The organism is Bacteroides sp. 2201st1_D9_2201SCRN_220225 (genome assembly GCF_040928965.1).
Classification (GTDB): Bacteria; Bacteroidota; Bacteroidia; order Bacteroidales; family Bacteroidaceae; genus Bacteroides; species Bacteroides stercoris.
In genome coordinates, this window is sequence record NZ_JBCODG010000002.1 from 12,002 (window position 1) to 28,973 (window position 16,972).

The following is a 16,972-nucleotide window of genomic DNA, read 5'->3' on the forward strand; positions in this document are numbered from 1 at the left end:
GAAATTTAATGATGCAATTATTTATTACCGTGCGCATCTAATTCCCGTTGAATCAGTGTCACAAGTTCCATGCCAAGCTGTTGGCCTGCCGTCATCCCTTCCATTGTAATGGCTGGAGTAGCCGCTCCCAGCTTCTTGCCCACCGGAGATTCGTAGAAGGCTACAATCTTCTTCAGGTCGTCCAATGTCAGGTGTTTCTGATAGATGGGCACATACACCTTCACCAGATTATCGCTGAAAAACTGCTTTGCCTTTTCCATTACTGCGTTCCACGTGGCCTCCGATACAGAGGGGGACTGCTGCTTCATCATGCCGATTATCTGCGGAACCATCGTATCCACAGTGGCCAGACCGCCGGAAAGCAACAGCATTTTATGCAACGTTTCCTGATATTCCTTATTCTGCCCTTGTGCAGAAACAGGGGAAATGCCGATGAGCAGTGTCATCACGCACAATGCGACTGAAAGCAAACTCTTTTTCATAATTATTTCTGTTGTTAAGTGAATGAATAGTGCAAATATACAGATTTAAGGAAGAAGCTGTATATTCTTTCAAGGATTTCACTCCTGCATAGCGAATGAAACAGGCTTTTTCCGTACTTTTGCAGGCAAATCCCGTCAGATTATGAAGATTAAAGATATAGACCTCGGCAAGCACCCCATATTGCTTGCCCCCATGGAAGATGTGACCGACCCCGCTTTCCGACTGATGTGCAAAGGTTTCGGAGCGGATATGGTGTACACCGAGTTTGTGTCGAGCGACGCGCTGATACGTTCCGTCAGCAAGACCGAACAGAAGCTGAACATCAGTGACGAAGAGCGCCCCGTAGCCATACAGATATACGGCAAAGATACGGACACTATGGTAGAGGCGGCACGTATCGTGGAGCAGGCGCGCCCGGACATACTGGACATCAATTTCGGCTGCCCCGTAAAACGTGTGGCCGGCAAAGGAGCCGGTGCGGGAATGTTGCAGAATATCCCCAAGATGCTGGAGATAACCCGTGCCGTGGCAGATGCCGTAAAGATACCCGTGACCGTAAAAACCCGTCTCGGCTGGGATGCCGGCAGCAAGATTATCGTAGATTTGGCAGAACAACTGCAGGACTGCGGCATTGCCGCCCTTACCATTCACGGCCGCACCCGCGCCCAAATGTATACGGGTGAAGCAGACTGGACACTGATTGGTGAAGTCAAAAACAATCCGCGCATGCACATCCCCATCATCGGCAACGGTGACGTCACCACCCCTCAAAGGGCCAAAGAGTGCTTCGACCGCTACGGGGTGGACGCCGTTATGATAGGCCGCGCCAGCTTCGGCCGCCCTTGGATATTCAAGGAAGTGAAACATTATCTGGAGACGGGTGAAGAGATACCGCCCCTCAGTTCCGAATGGAAACTGAATGTACTCCGGCAGGAAGTGGAAGACAGCGTAAAACTGCTGGACGAACGGAGAGGTATCCTGCACGTACGTCGCCACTTGGCAGCAAGCCCGCTGTTCAAGGGTATCCCTAACTTCCGGGAAACGCGCATCGCCATGTTGCGGGCAGAGACAAAAGAGGAACTGTACCGTATCTTCAACGAAATAGAAAAACTGATATAGTTTAAATTATCTTACAACCCCAACCAAAAGAGTGCCCTGCTTTTCTATGGGTCGGCAATCATCCGCCGAGCGAACCTCATTCAGTCAGGGAGTGAAAGACAATGAGTCAGGGACTGGCATCATTTGAACATCGGCTGCGCAAACCACCGCTTGAACATCCACGTTGCCACCACATAGAGCACAATGGCAGAGAAAAAGCCCACAATGGCATCAATCAGGTAATGCGCCTGTATGTACACCGTAGCCCCGCACAGCAGCAGATAAAAAGGAAGCAGGCAGGCAAACAAACGCCTGCTGCCCCGCCATGCCATAATCATCAGGATGGTGGACATGCCGACATGCGAACTGGGGAATGCCGCCGTCGGACGCTCGCCCACTTGCTGCGAGCTTTCCACCAGATTATAAAAGAATCCGTGTTCATATCCCGGACCGGGCAGCAGCTCCTGGTTGTGGTTGAAGTAATCGCCGATAGCCGGGAATATCCCCTGCCCCACGTTATCCCCGCCGATAGCCGGAAAATAGAACTGCGGCCCTGCCACCGGCACGAAGATATATATCAGGTAGTAGATGAAGAAAGCGGTGACTATCACGAACGACACTTTCTCAAAAAGGTCGAAGCGGTAGAGAAAATACCACACCACTACCAGAAGTATCATCGGATAGTAGAAGAAATAACCCATATTGAACGGTTCGCTCACCCACATCTGCGGAAAACGCAGACAGAACCATACGGCAGGCTGTCCGCCGAATATCCATTGCTCGACCGAAGCGAAAACATGGTCCAGGTTGGGGAAGATACGGTTGAACTCGAATGTGTCGGGATACCAGTAGGAGAGCAACGACATCTGGATAACGATGCGGATGAAGGCGGAAAACTTGCAGGGCGCAAGCCGGTAAAGATACATCAGCAAAAACGTCATGCCTGCAATCACAGCGCGGTCTGCAAGCATCTGCACCGGATGATCCATTTCTTGGAAAAGAAACAGTATGAGTATGGAAGTCAGCAGATTATATATCAGCGTAATCTTCTCTACCGCAAAAAGCCCTTTACGGGTTTCTACTCTCTTGAATAAGTCTAAAGCCATCCTTTATCTTTATACCAGGCAATCGTTTCCTTCACTCCCCGTTCCAGGTCATATTCGGGACTGTAGCCCAATTCCTCGACAGTCGGAGTTATATCGCATTGCCAGTTGCGTTGTTTCATTATTCTATACTTGTCCGAATTGAGCGTACTGGTGGTATTCCGGTGTTTCGCCCAATATTCGGCGAGCAAAGATACAACTTTCAATATAATTAACGGACATCTCAGACGAATTACAAACGGATTCCCCAGTTCTTTCCGTATCAGGTCGGAAAAAGCACGGCTCCGGTACACCTTGCCGTCTGCCAGAAAATAGGTGCGGCGGGATATTTGTTTCTCTATCCCCAGGAAAACAGCCTGCACGATATCCTTGACGTAAACAAACGTCAAATCCTGCCGGCGGAAACCCACGGAGAAGTCCGTGTGCCGACGGATAGACTTTGCCATCAGGAAGTAATCCTTCTCGCGCGGTCCGTACACACCCGTAGGACGATAGATGACATAAGGAAAATCCGGTATGCTTTGCAGATACCTCTCCGCTTTCAGTTTGCTAAGGCCATAGGCGGTATTGGGCACAGGGGTATCCTTTTCCGTAATCGGAGTATAGGTCTTTTCACGTATCGGACCGAATACGCTCAAGGTACTGATAAAGACAAACTGCCTGGGAATCATGTCCAACTCCCGCAACGTGTCTACAAAACATTTGGTCTGCCGGTAGTTCACACGTTCGAAGTCGTTCTTATCTACACATTTTGTAGCTCCGGCACAGTGGATAATGTAATCGAACTTACCATACAGTTCCTTATGACCGGAAAGTTGCGCACAAAGCTCACCGGGATGCGCAAAGTCGAGTTCAAGAAAATGTATCTTCTTGTCCTGCAAATACTCCCGGTTGCTGGACGAACGGATGCCTGCCCATACGCCGAATCCCCGCCTCAACGCCTCTTCCACGATGAAACTCCCGATAAACCCGCTTGCTCCTGTTACTAAAACCGATTCCACGTTATGAATTATGAATTTTATAAATTATGAATTATTTTCTCCCGGTATCCCGTTACTTCACCATTCCGCCCCTACTGTACGGCCTCATCATTTCACCGGCTCTACATGAATACCTACATGAGTGCCTTTACCGAACTGTTCCTTCAAGGTATTCTCAATGGCCGTTGCCGTACGGTGTGCTTCTTCCAGTGTTATTTTTCCATCCATGCGCACATGCACCTCTATCGCGTAATAATTCCCGATACGGCGGGTGCGCAAATGGTGAGGCGAACTTACTCCGGGAAAAGAAAGGATAATCTTCTGAATTTCATTTTCCACATCGGCGGGCAGCGATTTCTCCAGCAACTCATCTACGCAAGGAATCAATAACTTTACGGCCACCTTCATGATGAAGAAACTGACGACAACCGCGGCTATCGGGTCGAGCACCCGCCAATGATTTCCCAAAAGAATAGCCCCGCCGATACCTATGGCAGTTCCTATGGAAGAAAGAGCATCACTGCGATGATGCCACGCATTGGCCACCACTGCCTGAGAATTCAACCTCTTCCCCTTAAACACCGTATAACGATAAAGCGCTTCCTTAAAGGCAACGGACACCAATGCCGCTATCAGTGCCAGCATTCCCGGTTCCTGCAAAGAACCACCGTGAAGAAACCGATAGATAGATGAAGCGCCATTCCAGAAAATCCCAAAACCGACGCCGAGCAATATTATGCCGATAATGGCTGTTGCCAAAGTCTCGTATTTACCATGTCCGTAGTCGTGTCCCTCATCTTCCGGCTTGGAAGAGATACGCACAAAAACAATGACAATGATGTCTGTAACAAAGTCCGATAACGAATGTACGGCATCCGCCAGCATGGCGGCACTATGCCCCATGATGCCCGCAAAGAACTTGAACAGAAGCAGCAGGAAGTTCACTACGCTCCCCACAATCGTTACGCGGTAAATGCCTTTTTCCCTCGCAACCTCTTCCTTATCCATAGATTGTACTTCCATGACGTTTTTCTAAGTTGTTGCAAATATAGTACATAAATCCGTTATGACCGGTCGTTCTCTTATAATTTTCAGTAAGACAGAAAGATTTTGAAGCCGGAGTGAACGAGTGAATACATTTATTTGTTTACTTTGCAAGAAAGATAAAAAGACATCAGATTATGGCTAAGACAAAAAAGGAAAAGAAAGAGAAAAAAGCCGGCAAGCGAATGAAGAAGAAAGAGCTCGTCAAAGCACTATTGGACTTCTTCCACGTAAAACAAGACGAAGTACTGTCCCTGAAATACATTTTCGAACAACTGCATCTCACTACACACCCGCTGAAAATGCTGTGTATGGATATACTGTCCGAACTGTCGGATGACGATTACATCACCGAAGTGGACAAGCATAAATACAAACTGAACAATCATGGTGTGGAGATGACCGGCACTTTCCAACGCAAGAGCAACGGAAAGAACTCATTCATACCCGAAGGAGGCGGCGACCCCATCTTCATTGCCGAACGGAACTCGGCACACGCCATGACGGGCGATAAAGTGCGTATCGCCTTTTATGCCAAACGCCGCGGACGCGAAGCCGAAGGCGAAGTCATCGAGATACTGGAACGCGCCAACGATACCTTCGTAGGAACATTGGAAGTTGCCAAATCATATGCTTTCCTTGTTACGGAAAACCGCACGCTGGCCAATGATATCTTTATCCCCAAAGAGAAACTGAAAGGTGGAAAGACAGGCGACAAGGCCATCGTCAAAGTGGTGGAATGGCCTGACAAGGCAAAGAATCCTATCGGTCAGGTTATCGACATTCTGGGGAAAGCCGGAGATAACACCACCGAGATGCACGCCATCCTGGCCGAATTCGGATTGCCGTATGTTTACCCCGCATCCGTGGAAAAAGCCGCAGACAGGATACCTGCCGAAATTCCCGCAGAAGAATATGCCAAACGTGAGGATTTCCGCAATGTAACCACCTTTACCATAGACCCCAAAGACGCTAAGGACTTTGACGATGCCTTGTCCATCCGCAAACTGAAGGACAATCTTTGGGAAGTGGGCGTACACATTGCCGACGTGACGCACTACGTAACGGAAGGCAGCATCATCGACAAAGAAGCCGAGAAACGCGCCACATCCGTTTACCTCGTAGACCGCACCATCCCGATGCTGCCCGAACGGTTGTGTAACTTCATCTGTTCCCTGCGCCCCGATGAAGAGAAACTGGCCTACTCTGCCATCTTCGAGATGACGGACAAGGGAGAAGTAAAGAACTCGCGCATTGTGCATACGGTTATCAAGTCCGACCGCCGCTTCACCTACGAAGAGGCGCAGCAGATTATCGAAACCAAAGAGGGAGACTTTAAGGAAGAAATCCTCAAACTGGACTCGCTTGCCAAGATATTGCGTGAAAAACGGTTTACCGCCGGCGCCATCAACTTCGACCGCTATGAGGTGAAATTTGAGATTGACGAGCAGGGCAAGCCTGTCAGCGTATATTTCAAGGAATCCAAAGACGCCAACAAACTGGTAGAAGAGTTCATGCTACTCGCCAACCGCACTGTGGCGGAAAAAATAGGACGTGTACCCAAAAACAAAAAGCCGAAAGTATTCCCCTATCGTATTCACGACCTTCCGGACCCTGAAAAGTTGGATAACCTGGCACAGTTCATCGCCCGCTTCGGCTACAAACTGCGCACCGGCGGAACCAAAACGGATGTATCCAAATCCATCAACCATCTGCTGGATGATATTCAGGGAAAGAAAGAGGAGAACCTTATTGAAACCGTATCCATCCGTGCCATGCAGAAAGCACGCTATTCCGTGCACAACATCGGTCACTACGGATTGGCATTCGATTATTACACCCATTTCACTTCTCCCATCCGACGCTATCCGGACATGCTGGTGCACCGGTTGCTGACCAAATACCTGGATTTAGGCGGACGAAGCGTTTCCGAACAGAAATACGAAGCCCTCTGCGAGCATTCCAGCAGCATGGAACAGATAGCTGCCAATGCGGAACGCGCCTCTATCAAGTACAAACAGGTGGAATACATGACGGAACGCCTGGGACAGACTTACGACGGCGTTATTTCCGGTGTTACCGAATGGGGACTGTACGTTGAGCTGAACGAGAATAAATGTGAAGGAATGATACCTATCCGCGACCTCGATGATGATTACTACGAGTTCGACGAAAAGAATTATTGCCTGCGCGGACGACGGAAGAAACGCACATACAGCCTCGGCGACGCTATCACCATCAAGGTGGCACGCGCCAACCTGGAGAAAAAGCAGTTGGACTTTGCACTGGTTGAATAGGCGGAATTATCATTGTCAGTTACAAAAGCTTACCTACACATACATGAAGACAATTACTATTACAAACCGCTCGCAAATAGAAGATATCATCCGTAAATGCCCTTATTGTACGGTCGGGATTATCGACGGAGAGGGTAATCCGTATGTAATACCTATGAACTTTGCCTGGGAAAATGATACTATTTATCTGCATTCGGGCCCCGAAGGAAGTAAAGTAGAAATGGTGGCACGGCATCCGCAGGTCTGCATCACCTTCTGTGAAGGGCACGAACTGGTGTATATGCATAAACAGATAGCTTGCAGTTACAGCATGAAATCCCGCAGCGTTATCTGTAAAGGCAAAGTGCGTTTCATAGAAGATATGGATGAAAAGCGACGGATACTCGACCTGCTTATGAAGCAATATACGGACAATGCATGTAGCTACGCCGAACCGGCTGTACGCAATGTGAAAATATGGGAAGTGAAAGTAGATGAAATAAGCTGCAAATCGTTCGGGCTGAGGCCGAGTGAATTGAAATAATCTCTACAAAAAACTTTGCCCGAAGTTTGATTGCCACTAACCTGCATATTCAAGGTATCCCAGTCCTATACTCAGAATACTTCAGTCACATAGGTAGTCTCTGTATAGGACTGAGCACATAACTCATCATAAGGGATATTCCTCAAAGGCATACAACAGCGTCGACAAATAGCGTTCTCCCGTATCAGGGAGCAACACTACTATGTTTTTACCCTCATTCTCCGGCAACTGCGCCAACCGGATTGCAGCACTGACAGCCGCTCCCGAAGAAATCCCCACCAACAGGCCTTCGTATTTCGCCAGTTCCCGCCCGGTACGGATAGCGTCATCATTGGATACCTGCAAAATTCCGTCTACCACGGCACTATTATAGTTTTTCGGAACAAAACCTGCACCGATACCCTGAATCTTATGCGGGCCCGGTTTTCCGCCTGACAATACCGGAGAATCTTCCGGTTCTACGGCTACCACTTGTATCCGGGAGTTATGTTTCTTCAAAGCCGCACCCACGCCGCTCACCGTTCCGCCAGTCCCTACACCGGCCACGAATATATCGACCTTCCCGTCCGTATCCTGCCAGATTTCCTGTCCGGTAGTGCGCTCATGAACGGCAGGGTTAGCCCGATTATTAAACTGCTGCAAAATCAGTGAACCGGGAGTGCTTGCCTGCAACTCTTCGGCACGGGCTATAGCACCTTTCATACCGTCTGCACCGGGCGTCAAAACAAGTTCCGCACCAAGGGCTTTCAGCAGATTGCGACGTTCCGTACTCATGGTATCCGGCATAGTCAAAATCAATTTATAGCCTTTGGAAGCTGCCACAAAGGCAAGCCCTACCCCGGTATTCCCACTGGTCGGCTCAATAACCGTTGCACCGGGCTTCAACAGCCCTTTCGTTTCCGCATCTTCTATCATAGCCAGCGCAACACGGTCCTTTACGCTGCCCGCAGGATTAAAGTATTCCAGTTTGACGATGACACGAGCTTTCAAGTTCTTGTTTTTACCATAATTGTTCAACTCCAACAAAGGAGTATTGCCAACTAAATCAGTCAGGCGTTGTGCTATTTTTTTCATATCTTACAGTGAATTATCAATAAGACAAAAGTACGGCGGAGTCCGTTCATTCAAAATACCATAAATGTGGTAAATCCATACTATAAATGAGGGATATGTAGGAAAATTGGTGAGTATTTTATACCTTTGTAGCCACTTTATTAATAAAGGATATCATAATGAGTCCACTTAATTTTACTCACATCCTGACACAGGCAGTCGATGAGCTATCGGAAAGCGAATCCTACAAAGGACTGTTTCACCAGCACACGGACGGCAATCCATTGCCTTCAGCTAAGGCATTGTGCGATATTATCGAACTTGCACGTGCCATTATCTTCCCCGGATATTTTGGAAATTCAACGGTCAACAGCCGTACGGTAACTTACCATATCGGAGTCAATGTAGAAAGACTGTTCGACCTGCTGACCGAGCAAATATTGGCAGGACTCTGTTTCGGCAGTGATGACGAATGCAGTTGCTGTACCGAACTTCAACGTGAGGAGGCCGCATCAATTGCCGCCCGGTTCATCAGCCATTTACCTGAACTGCGTCGCATACTGGCTACGGATGTTGAAGCCGCTTACAACGGCGACCCTGCCGCACATTCGTTTGGCGAGGTTATCAGTTGCTATCCGGCCATACGCGCTATCAGCAATTACCGCATAGCACACGAACTGTTGGTACTCGGCGTGCCTCTCATTCCGCGTATCATCACCGAAATGGCCCATAGCGAAACCGGTATCGATATTCATCCGGGAGCTGCCATAGGCGGTTATTTCACGATAGACCACGGTACAGGTGTGGTAATCGGCGAGACTTGCATCATCGGCAAGAACGTAAAACTATACCAGGGTGTAACCCTCGGAGCCAAAAGTTTCCCGCTGGACCAGGACGGTAAACCCATCAAAGGCATACCCCGCCATCCCATACTGGAAGATAATGTCATTGTCTATTCCAATGCCACCATATTAGGGCGTATCACCATTGGAAAAGACGCTACCGTAGGCGGCAACATCTGGGTAACGGAAGATGTGCCCGCAGGCGCAAGAATAGTACAAACCAAAGCAAAAAAGTAAGAGATTTTATGATTTCAGAATTATAATCCATATCATATGCGTAATAGTAAAAATGAAATCATACCGGAATAAATCATAAATTATAAATCATAAATAAGTAGATGAGCGAACAATCATTCGAAATGATTGCCAAAACTTTCCAGGGACTGGAAGAAACATTGGCACAGGAACTGACCTCTTTGGGTGCAGACGAGATACAGATAGGACGTCGTATGGTATCATTCCGCGGCGACAAGGAAATGATGTACAAGGCGAATTTCTGCCTGCGGACCGCTATCCGCATCCTGAAACCTATCAAACAGTTTGTAGCGAAAAATGCCGATGAGGTGTATGAACAGATCAAGGCAATCCACTGGGAAGATTATCTGGATATAGATAAAACTTTCGCCGTAGACGCAGTTGTGTTCAGCGAGGAATTCCGCCATTCCAAATTTGTTTCCTACAAAGTGAAGGATGCCATTGTGGACTATTTCCGGGATGCATACGACAAACGCCCGTCCGTACGCATCAGCAAGCCGGATGTATTATTGAACATTCACATTGCAGAAACCAAATGCACTCTTTCTCTCGATTCATCCGGCGAGTCTCTGCACCGCCGCGGTTATCGTCAGGAAGCCGTGGAAGCTCCTCTGAATGAGGTTTTGGCAGCCGGCATGATATTAATGAGCGGTTGGCACGGAGAATGTGACCTGATAGACCCGATGTGCGGCTCGGGAACAATCCCCATCGAAGCTGCCTTGATAGCCAGGAATATCGCACCGGGCGTATTCCGTAAGGAGTTTGCTTTTGAAAAATGGATTGATTTCGACCAGGAGCTGTTCGATAAGATTTATAACGATGACAGCCAGGAACGTGAATTCGCTCATAAGATATACGGATACGACAACAACCCGAAAGCCAACGAAATCGCAACCCATAACATCAAGGCAGCAGGCGTATCCAAAGACGTAACGCTGAAGTTGCAACCTTTCCAGCAGTTTGAGCAACCTAAGGAAAAGGCTGTTATCATTACCAACCCGCCTTATGGAGAGCGTATATCTACCAACGACCTGCTGGGCTTATACTCTATGATTGGCGAACGGCTGAAACACGCGTTTACAGGCAACACCGCGTGGATACTTTCTTATCGTGAAGAATGCTTCGATCAAATCGGATTGAAACCTACTGCCAAGATACCTCTGTTCAACGGTGCTCTGGAATGTGAGTTCCGTAAATACGAAATCTTCGACGGAAAATACAAAGAATTCAAAAAGCAGGAAAGCGAAGAGGGTAATAAAGAGTATAGACCTTACGCTGCAAGAGAAAAAAGAGAATTCAAGACCGGAGAAAGAAGAGAGTTTAAATCCGGAGAGAAAAGGGAATTCAAGCCGAGAGAGAGAAGAGAATTCAAATCGGATGATAAACGGGAGTTCAAGCCTCGTGAATACAGAAAACCGGCAGACGGAGAATGGAAACCGAAGCGAGAATTTGACAGAGAGCGAGAATTTAATAAAGAACGTAAACCGGGAGAGTTTCGGAAACGGAACAACGAACGGAATAACGACTGAAACCGTTAAAATTAAAAGCTATGAACATAAAGAGAATCGGTAAGGCAATCATGGTATTGCTACTGGCAACACCTGCTTTATCTTCAATGGAGCTTATGGCACAAGACTTGAAAATGCCCACTCTGGAAGACCTTCTTCCCGGTGGCGCAACCTATCGTATCGCTGAGAACCTGCCGGGTTTGCAGTGGTGGGGTGACGTATGTATAAAACCCGGCATCGACTCTTTGTTTGCCGTCAATCCCAAAAACGGGAAGGAGACATTGCTCACAACCCGGGAAAAGGTAAATAAAGTACTCAACTCACTGATAACTCCTACGGAAACAACCGCAACACCCGGCCATAAGGGAAATAAAGTACAGCATTTCTACAATACCGAGTTTCCATGGCCGGACAAACCGTATATGCTTATCAAATTGCCTGCGAGATACATCGTTTATGATTTCGAGAAAGATGAATTCGTCAAAGGTCTGCCGCAGGCCGGAGAAAGAAACGGTGCAAACATTGACTATACCCCGGAAGGCGGACACATAGCCTATACCGTTAAGAATAACCTCTTCGTGGACAACAAAGCCGTAACCGAAGAACCCGAAGGAATTGTATGCGGGCAGAGCGCACACCGCAATGAATTCGGAATCGGCAAGGGCACCTTCTGGAGTCCTCAAGGAAATCTGCTGGCCTTTTACCGCATGAACGAAAGCATGGTAACTCCCTATCCGCTGGTGGATATTACTCCCAGAATAGCGCTGGTGGACAAGATACGTTATCCGATGGCAGGGATGCTCAGCCATCAGGTTACCGTAGGTATCTATAATCCGGACACTCAAAAAACCGTTTACTTGAATACCGGCGATCCTACCAACCGTTATTTCACCAATATCAGTTGGGCGCCCGACGGAAAGAGTCTTTATCTCATAGAGCTGAACCGTGACCAGAATCATGCAAAACTTTGCCGATACAACAGCGAGACCGGCGAACTGATGTCCACACTTATCGAAGAAACGCATCCCAAATATGTGGAGCCTCAACAACCCATCCTGTTCCTGCCTTGGGATCATACTCAATTTATCTACCAGAGCCAGAAAGACGGCTACAACCATCTGTATCTCTATAATACGGACGGCAAGCTCATCAAGCAACTGACAAAAGGGGAGTGGCTGGTACAGAACATTTTAGGATTCAATGCCAGAAAGAAAGAAGTTATCATCGCTTCTACGGAAGTATCTCCTTTGCAAAGCAACCTGTACAAGGTCAATGTCAATACCGGCAAACGTACTCCATTGGACAACAGCAAGGGAGTACACAACGGAATACTTTCCGCTTCGGGCAATTATATTATCGACCGGTATTCAACTCCGGATACTCCCCGCAAAATAGAGATAACCAATACCCAAAACAAGAAAAGTGTCTCTTTGCTCACTGCGAAGAATCCTTATGAAGGCTTTGTCATGCCTGCCATAGAAACCGGTACAATAAAGGCTGCCGACGGCAAGACCGACTTATATTACCGCCTTGTAAAGCCTGCCGACTTCGACCCGAATAAGAAATATCCTGCAATCGTCTATGTATATGGCGGTCCTCATGCCCAGATGATTACCAACGGCTGGATGAATGACGCACGCGGCTGGGACATCTATATGGCCAATAAGGGTTATATCATGTTCACGCTCGACAACCGCGGTAGCAGTAACCGGGGGCTGGAGTTCGAAAACATCACCTTCAGACACTTAGGTATTGAAGAGGGCAAAGACCAGGTAAAAGGAGTGGACTACCTGAAAAGCCTGCCTTACATAGACAGCAGCCGCATCGGCGTTCACGGCTGGAGTTTCGGCGGACACATGACTACCGCACTCATGCTGCGCTATCCGGAGATTTTCAAAGTAGGCGTGGCCGGCGGACCGGTCATCGACTGGAAATATTATGAGATAATGTATGGCGAGCGCTATATGGACACCCCGCAGACAAACCCCGAAGGTTATGAACAGTGCGACTTGAAGAACCTCGCAGGGCAACTGAAAGGACATCTGCTCATTATCCACGATGACCACGACGACACCTGCGTGCCCCAGCATACGCTTTCTTTCATGAAAGCATGTGTAGATGCACGCACCTATCCCGATCTGTTTATCTATCCCGGACATAAACACAACGTTTTGGGACGCGACCGCGTACATCTGCACGAAAAGATAACCCGATATTTCGAGGATTATTTATAAACCGGACACATTTTCAACAGTAAACAATTAAACGTATCCATAAAATGAAAGTATTATTGCTTGGCTCAGGTGGCCGTGAACACGCTTTGGCTTGGAAAATTGCACAAAGCCCCAAAATAGAGAAACTGTATATCGCTCCCGGCAACGCGGGAACAAGTGCAGTGGGCGAAAATGTAGCCATCAAAGCTACGGACTTCCCCGCCCTCAAGGCTTTTGCCCTTGAACATAAGATTGACATGATTGTAGTGGGTCCCGAAGACCCGTTGGTACAGGGCATTTTCGACTTCTTCAAAGAAGATGCCGCTACACAGCACATTGCTGTCATCGGTCCTTCTGCAAAAGGTGCGCAATTGGAAGGCAGCAAAGAATTTGCCAAGGAATTCATGCTGCGCCATCACATCCCTACCGCCCGCTATAAAAGCGTGACTGCTGCAACACTCGAAGAAGGACTTGCTTTTCTCGAAACGCTCACCGCTCCCTACGTTCTGAAAGCCGATGGCCTGTGCGCCGGTAAAGGCGTGCTGATTCTTCCGACTCTGGAAGAAGCCCGGAAAGAGCTGAAAGAGATGCTTAGCGGTATGTTCGGTGATGCCAGCGCAACAGTGGTTATCGAAGAATTCCTCAGCGGGATAGAGTGCTCGGTATTTGTCCTGAGCGATGGTGAGCACTATAAGGTGCTGCCTGTAGCCAAAGACTATAAACGTATCGGAGAAGGTGATAAGGGATTGAACACTGGCGGTATGGGTAGCGTAACACCCGTTCCGTTTGCCGATGAGGTATTTATGGAAAAGGTGCGCAAACGCATCATAGAGCCTACCATCAACGGACTGCGCGAAGAAGGCATTCTGTACAAAGGTTTCATTTTCCTGGGACTTATCAATGTACAGAACGAGCCTATGGTTATCGAATATAATGTACGTATGGGCGACCCGGAAACCGAAAGTGTCATGCTGCGCATCAAGAGCGACATTGTAGAGCTTTTCGAAGGCGTGCACAAGGTAAACCTCGACACCAAGGCAATGGAACTCGACACGCGCACGGCTGCCTGCGTAATGCTGGTCAGTGGCGGGTACCCCGAAACGTATCAGAAAGGCTATCCCATGAGCGGCTTTGACTTGGCAGAAACCACGGACAGCATTCTGTTCCATGCCGGTACCGCCGTAAAAGACGGGCATATCGTCACCAACGGCGGACGCGTCATAGCTGTCTGCTCCTATGGAGAGACAAAAGAAGAGGCTTTGAAAAAGAGTTATAAAGTGGCCGACATGTTAAGTTTTGAAGGCAAATACTTCCGTCGCGATATCGGATTCGACCTTTAACAGTCAATGAGAAGCCAAAGATTCCAAAATCGGGTTACGGCGGGACGATTTACGCTTCCCGCCGCCATCCTTATATCAGTAGCCTGCTGGATACTGAGCGCTATTCTGTTGCCCGATTTGGAGATACGGAAAGGCAATTACCCCCTATGGGACATATTCTATAGCTCATGTATTCCAACGTGGGGCACTCGTCTTTTCAGCTTCATCCTGTACTCCGTCATAGGGTATTTTCTTATCGGGCTGAACAACGCCTTTGCCATCATCCGCATGCGGGCCTCAGTACAGACAGCCATTTATTTCCTGCTGATTTCCGTTTGCCCTACCATGCACATACTGTATGCAGGAGATTTGGTAGCGGTCACTTTTCTCATTGCTCTGTATTTCCTGTTCAAGAGCTATCAGCAATCCAAATCTGCAAGCTATCTGTTTCACGCATTCGTATTTATAGGAATGGGGAGTCTGCTTTTTCCGCAACTGATATTCTTTGTTCCCGTATTTTGGATAGGCGCGTATAGCTTCCAGTCCCTGCACCCCAAGAGTTTTTTCGCTTCGCTTATCGGCTGGAGCGTACCTTATTGGTTTCTATTGGGCTATGCCTATCTATCCGGACACATGGATTTATTCTACCAGCCATTCCTGGAACTGGTGAATTTCCGCTCTATCCTATTTGGTTTCCGGCCTTGGGAATTGGCGACAATCGGGTATATACTCCTTTTATATATGGTCAGTTCAAGCCATTGTTTAATAGCCGGATATGAGGACAAGATACGTACGCGCAGCTATCTGCACTTCCTGATATTCCTGAACTTCTGTATTTTCGTCTATATAGGACTGCAACCCGCTCTGTATCCCCATCTGTTCTCTCTGCTGCTAATCGGCACCAGTATTCTGATAGGACACTTATTCGTACTGACCAACAGCCGGAGTTCCAACCTGTTCTTCATCATTATGCTGGTCGGATTATTTACTTTATTCGGATTCAATCTATGGACGCTTTTATAGATACACTCATACAACTCCTGATAGACTGGGGATATGCAGGGCTCTTTATCTCGGCCTTATTGGCGGGAAGCATCATTCCGTTCAGTTCCGAGCTGGTGATGCTGGCACTCGTCAAGGTAGGCTTGAACCCTGCCATCTGTGTTCTTGCCGCCACACTGGGAAACACAATGGGCGGCATGACCTGCTATTACATGGGACATCTCGGCAAGACGGACTGGATAGAAAAATATTTCAAAGTGAAGCAAGAAAAAATAGACAAAATGCAGCGTTTCCTGCAAGGTAAAGGAGCGCTCATGGCTTTCTTTGCCTTTCTGCCCTTTATAGGAGAAGCCATTGCCATAGCACTGGGATTTATGCGCAGCAACGTAATGCTGACTTCCCTTTCCATGTTTACAGGAAAACTGATACGGTACATCGTTATGTTATCGGCTCTTCAAGGCGCTTTGTCGGTGATGAGTGTTTAGCGGTTGGTAATTAATATTTAGTGATTAGCGGGTATGGAACGGATTATAGAACAGACGGAAGACGGAAGCACCACATTGTTTGTGCCGGAGTTGAATGAGCATTATCACTCGGTAAAAGGAGCGCGCACAGAATCGCAACATATTTTCATCGACATGGGACTAAAAGCCTCCGCCGCTACCTTGCCGCATATCCTTGAAATAGGTTTCGGCACGGGACTGAACGCTCTGCTCACACTGGAAACAGCCGGACTGGAGCAAAGGCCGGTTCACTATACCGGTATCGAACTTTATCCTCTGTCATGGGAAGAGGTGGATGTTTTACATTATAGCGACAATCCCCTGTTTAAGGAATTACACACGGCACCCTGGCACAAAGACGTGAACATTACACCGTACTTCACGTTACACAAGATACAAGGAGACGTAAATAAAGTGATGAGCGACAAGCAGTCAGCGATGAGTGACAGATTACCTGTTCATCACTCATCGCTAACCACTAATCACTATTTCGACCTTGTCTATTTCGATGCCTTTGCTCCCGAAAAACAGCCGGAAATGTGGAGCGAAGAGCTTTTCCGGCACATATATGCCGCCATGAACAACAACGGCATACTGACCACATATTGTGCAAAAGGCGTTATCCGCAGGCTTTTGCAAGCCATCGGATTTAGGGTAGAGCGTCTTCCCGGTCCGCCGGGTGGTAAACGCGAAATACTGCGGGCATCCAAAACAAAGGAATGAGCCATACACAAAAAACAAACAAAGTA

15 protein-coding genes are annotated in these 16,972 nt (G+C 48.0%); 10 read left to right on the forward strand and 5 right to left on the reverse strand.

The window, feature by feature from the left end:
- Nucleotides 1–17: 17 nt before the first annotated feature.
- The gene (locus AB5903_RS00765) at nt 18–482 is read right to left on the reverse strand and encodes a DUF2059 domain-containing protein (RefSeq protein WP_005655625.1); all 465 of its coding nucleotides are present in this window, start codon (nt 480–482) and stop codon (nt 18–20) included.
- Between the two features lie 142 nt (nt 483–624).
- Here AB5903_RS00765 and dusB point away from each other — a divergent pair, with 142 nt between their 5' ends.
- The gene (gene dusB / locus AB5903_RS00770) at nt 625–1,602 is read left to right on the forward strand and encodes a tRNA dihydrouridine synthase DusB (RefSeq protein ID WP_005655626.1); all 978 of its coding nucleotides are present in this window, start codon (nt 625–627) and stop codon (nt 1,600–1,602) included.
- 119 nt (nt 1,603–1,721) lie between these two features.
- On the opposite strand, the gene AB5903_RS00775 is transcribed toward dusB, so the two are convergent.
- The 3 genes from AB5903_RS00775 to AB5903_RS00785 all read right to left on the reverse strand — a co-directional run bounded on the left by AB5903_RS00775 (nt 1,722) and on the right by AB5903_RS00785 (nt 4,672).
- Entirely contained in the window at nt 1,722–2,687 is a 966-nt protein-coding gene (locus AB5903_RS00775; protein ID WP_005655628.1) for a phosphatase PAP2 family protein, read from the reverse strand.
- On the reverse strand, nt 2,678–3,685 hold the full coding sequence (locus AB5903_RS00780; protein WP_117941560.1) for an NAD(P)-dependent oxidoreductase: 1,008 nt from the start codon (nt 3,683–3,685) through the stop codon (nt 2,678–2,680). Before AB5903_RS00780 ends, AB5903_RS00775 begins: the two co-directional genes overlap by 10 nt.
- Nucleotides 3,686–3,772: 87 nt before the next feature.
- The gene (locus AB5903_RS00785; RefSeq protein ID WP_117667071.1) at nt 3,773–4,672 is read right to left on the reverse strand and encodes a cation diffusion facilitator family transporter; all 900 of its coding nucleotides are present in this window, start codon (nt 4,670–4,672) and stop codon (nt 3,773–3,775) included.
- A 173-nt stretch (nt 4,673–4,845) separates the two neighbouring features.
- Between AB5903_RS00785 and rnr the strand changes: the two genes are divergently transcribed.
- Nucleotides 4,846–7,005 (forward strand): ribonuclease R, encoded by a 2,160-nt coding sequence (gene rnr, locus AB5903_RS00790; RefSeq protein ID WP_117941561.1) that lies wholly within the window; start codon nt 4,846–4,848, stop codon nt 7,003–7,005.
- Between the two features lie 43 nt (nt 7,006–7,048).
- Nucleotides 7,049–7,528, forward strand: coding sequence for a pyridoxamine 5'-phosphate oxidase family protein (locus tag AB5903_RS00795; RefSeq protein WP_005655636.1), 480 nt, complete (start codon nt 7,049–7,051; stop codon nt 7,526–7,528).
- A gap of 126 nt (nt 7,529–7,654) precedes the next feature.
- Here AB5903_RS00795 and cysK read toward each other — a convergent pair whose 3' ends face one another.
- Nucleotides 7,655–8,602, reverse strand: coding sequence for a cysteine synthase A (cysK, locus tag AB5903_RS00800; protein WP_368117591.1), 948 nt, complete (start codon nt 8,600–8,602; stop codon nt 7,655–7,657).
- A 158-nt stretch (nt 8,603–8,760) separates the two neighbouring features.
- Between cysK and AB5903_RS00805 the strand changes: the two genes are divergently transcribed.
- The 7 genes from AB5903_RS00805 (at nt 8,761) to mnmD (ending at nt 16,946) form a co-directional block, all read left to right on the forward strand.
- Nucleotides 8,761–9,660, forward strand: coding sequence for a serine O-acetyltransferase (locus tag AB5903_RS00805; RefSeq protein ID WP_005655640.1), 900 nt, complete (start codon nt 8,761–8,763; stop codon nt 9,658–9,660).
- Nucleotides 9,661–9,761: 101 nt separating this feature from the next.
- A complete protein-coding gene (locus AB5903_RS00810) occupies nt 9,762–11,207 on the forward strand; it encodes a class I SAM-dependent RNA methyltransferase (RefSeq protein ID WP_005655642.1) in 1,446 nt (481 codons plus the stop codon).
- Between the two features lie 20 nt (nt 11,208–11,227).
- Nucleotides 11,228–13,420, forward strand: coding sequence for a S9 family peptidase (locus AB5903_RS00815; RefSeq protein ID WP_368117592.1), 2,193 nt, complete (start codon nt 11,228–11,230; stop codon nt 13,418–13,420).
- Nucleotides 13,421–13,464: 44 nt separating this feature from the next.
- Nucleotides 13,465–14,739: a phosphoribosylamine--glycine ligase gene (gene purD, locus AB5903_RS00820; RefSeq protein WP_005655647.1), complete on the forward strand. Its 1,275-nt coding sequence runs from the start codon at nt 13,465–13,467 to the stop codon at nt 14,737–14,739.
- 6 nt (nt 14,740–14,745) lie between these two features.
- On the forward strand, nt 14,746–15,741 hold the full coding sequence (locus tag AB5903_RS00825; RefSeq protein ID WP_005655649.1) for a hypothetical protein: 996 nt from the start codon (nt 14,746–14,748) through the stop codon (nt 15,739–15,741).
- Nucleotides 15,726–16,205: a YqaA family protein gene (locus AB5903_RS00830; protein ID WP_005655651.1), complete on the forward strand. Its 480-nt coding sequence runs from the start codon at nt 15,726–15,728 to the stop codon at nt 16,203–16,205. The genes AB5903_RS00825 and AB5903_RS00830 overlap by 16 nt, the downstream gene beginning before the upstream one ends.
- Nucleotides 16,206–16,238: 33 nt before the next feature.
- Nucleotides 16,239–16,946 (forward strand): tRNA (5-methylaminomethyl-2-thiouridine)(34)-methyltransferase MnmD, encoded by a 708-nt coding sequence (gene mnmD, locus AB5903_RS00835; protein WP_005655653.1) that lies wholly within the window; start codon nt 16,239–16,241, stop codon nt 16,944–16,946.
- Nucleotides 16,947–16,972 lie beyond the last annotated feature (26 nt).

Coding starts and splice junctions, on each gene's coding strand:
- AB5903_RS00810 (WP_005655642.1), top strand. CDS start 9,762: ATGAGCGAACAATCATTCGAAATGATTGCCAAAACTTTCCAGGGACTG.
- AB5903_RS00830 (WP_005655651.1), top strand. CDS start 15,726: ATGGACGCTTTTATAGATACACTCATACAACTCCTGATAGACTGGGGA.
- AB5903_RS00825 (WP_005655649.1), top strand. CDS start 14,746: ATGAGAAGCCAAAGATTCCAAAATCGGGTTACGGCGGGACGATTTACG.
- purD (WP_005655647.1), top strand. CDS start 13,465: ATGAAAGTATTATTGCTTGGCTCAGGTGGCCGTGAACACGCTTTGGCT.
- rnr (WP_117941561.1), top strand. CDS start 4,846: ATGGCTAAGACAAAAAAGGAAAAGAAAGAGAAAAAAGCCGGCAAGCGA.
- AB5903_RS00785 (WP_117667071.1), bottom strand. CDS start 4,672: ATGGATAAGGAAGAGGTTGCGAGGGAAAAAGGCATTTACCGCGTAACG.
- AB5903_RS00815 (WP_368117592.1), top strand. CDS start 11,228: ATGAACATAAAGAGAATCGGTAAGGCAATCATGGTATTGCTACTGGCA.
- dusB (WP_005655626.1), top strand. CDS start 625: ATGAAGATTAAAGATATAGACCTCGGCAAGCACCCCATATTGCTTGCC.
- AB5903_RS00765 (WP_005655625.1), bottom strand. CDS start 482: ATGAAAAAGAGTTTGCTTTCAGTCGCATTGTGCGTGATGACACTGCTC.
- AB5903_RS00775 (WP_005655628.1), bottom strand. CDS start 2,687: ATGGCTTTAGACTTATTCAAGAGAGTAGAAACCCGTAAAGGGCTTTTT.
- AB5903_RS00795 (WP_005655636.1), top strand. CDS start 7,049: ATGAAGACAATTACTATTACAAACCGCTCGCAAATAGAAGATATCATC.
- cysK (WP_368117591.1), bottom strand. CDS start 8,602: ATGAAAAAAATAGCACAACGCCTGACTGATTTAGTTGGCAATACTCCT.
- AB5903_RS00805 (WP_005655640.1), top strand. CDS start 8,761: ATGAGTCCACTTAATTTTACTCACATCCTGACACAGGCAGTCGATGAG.
- mnmD (WP_005655653.1), top strand. CDS start 16,239: ATGGAACGGATTATAGAACAGACGGAAGACGGAAGCACCACATTGTTT.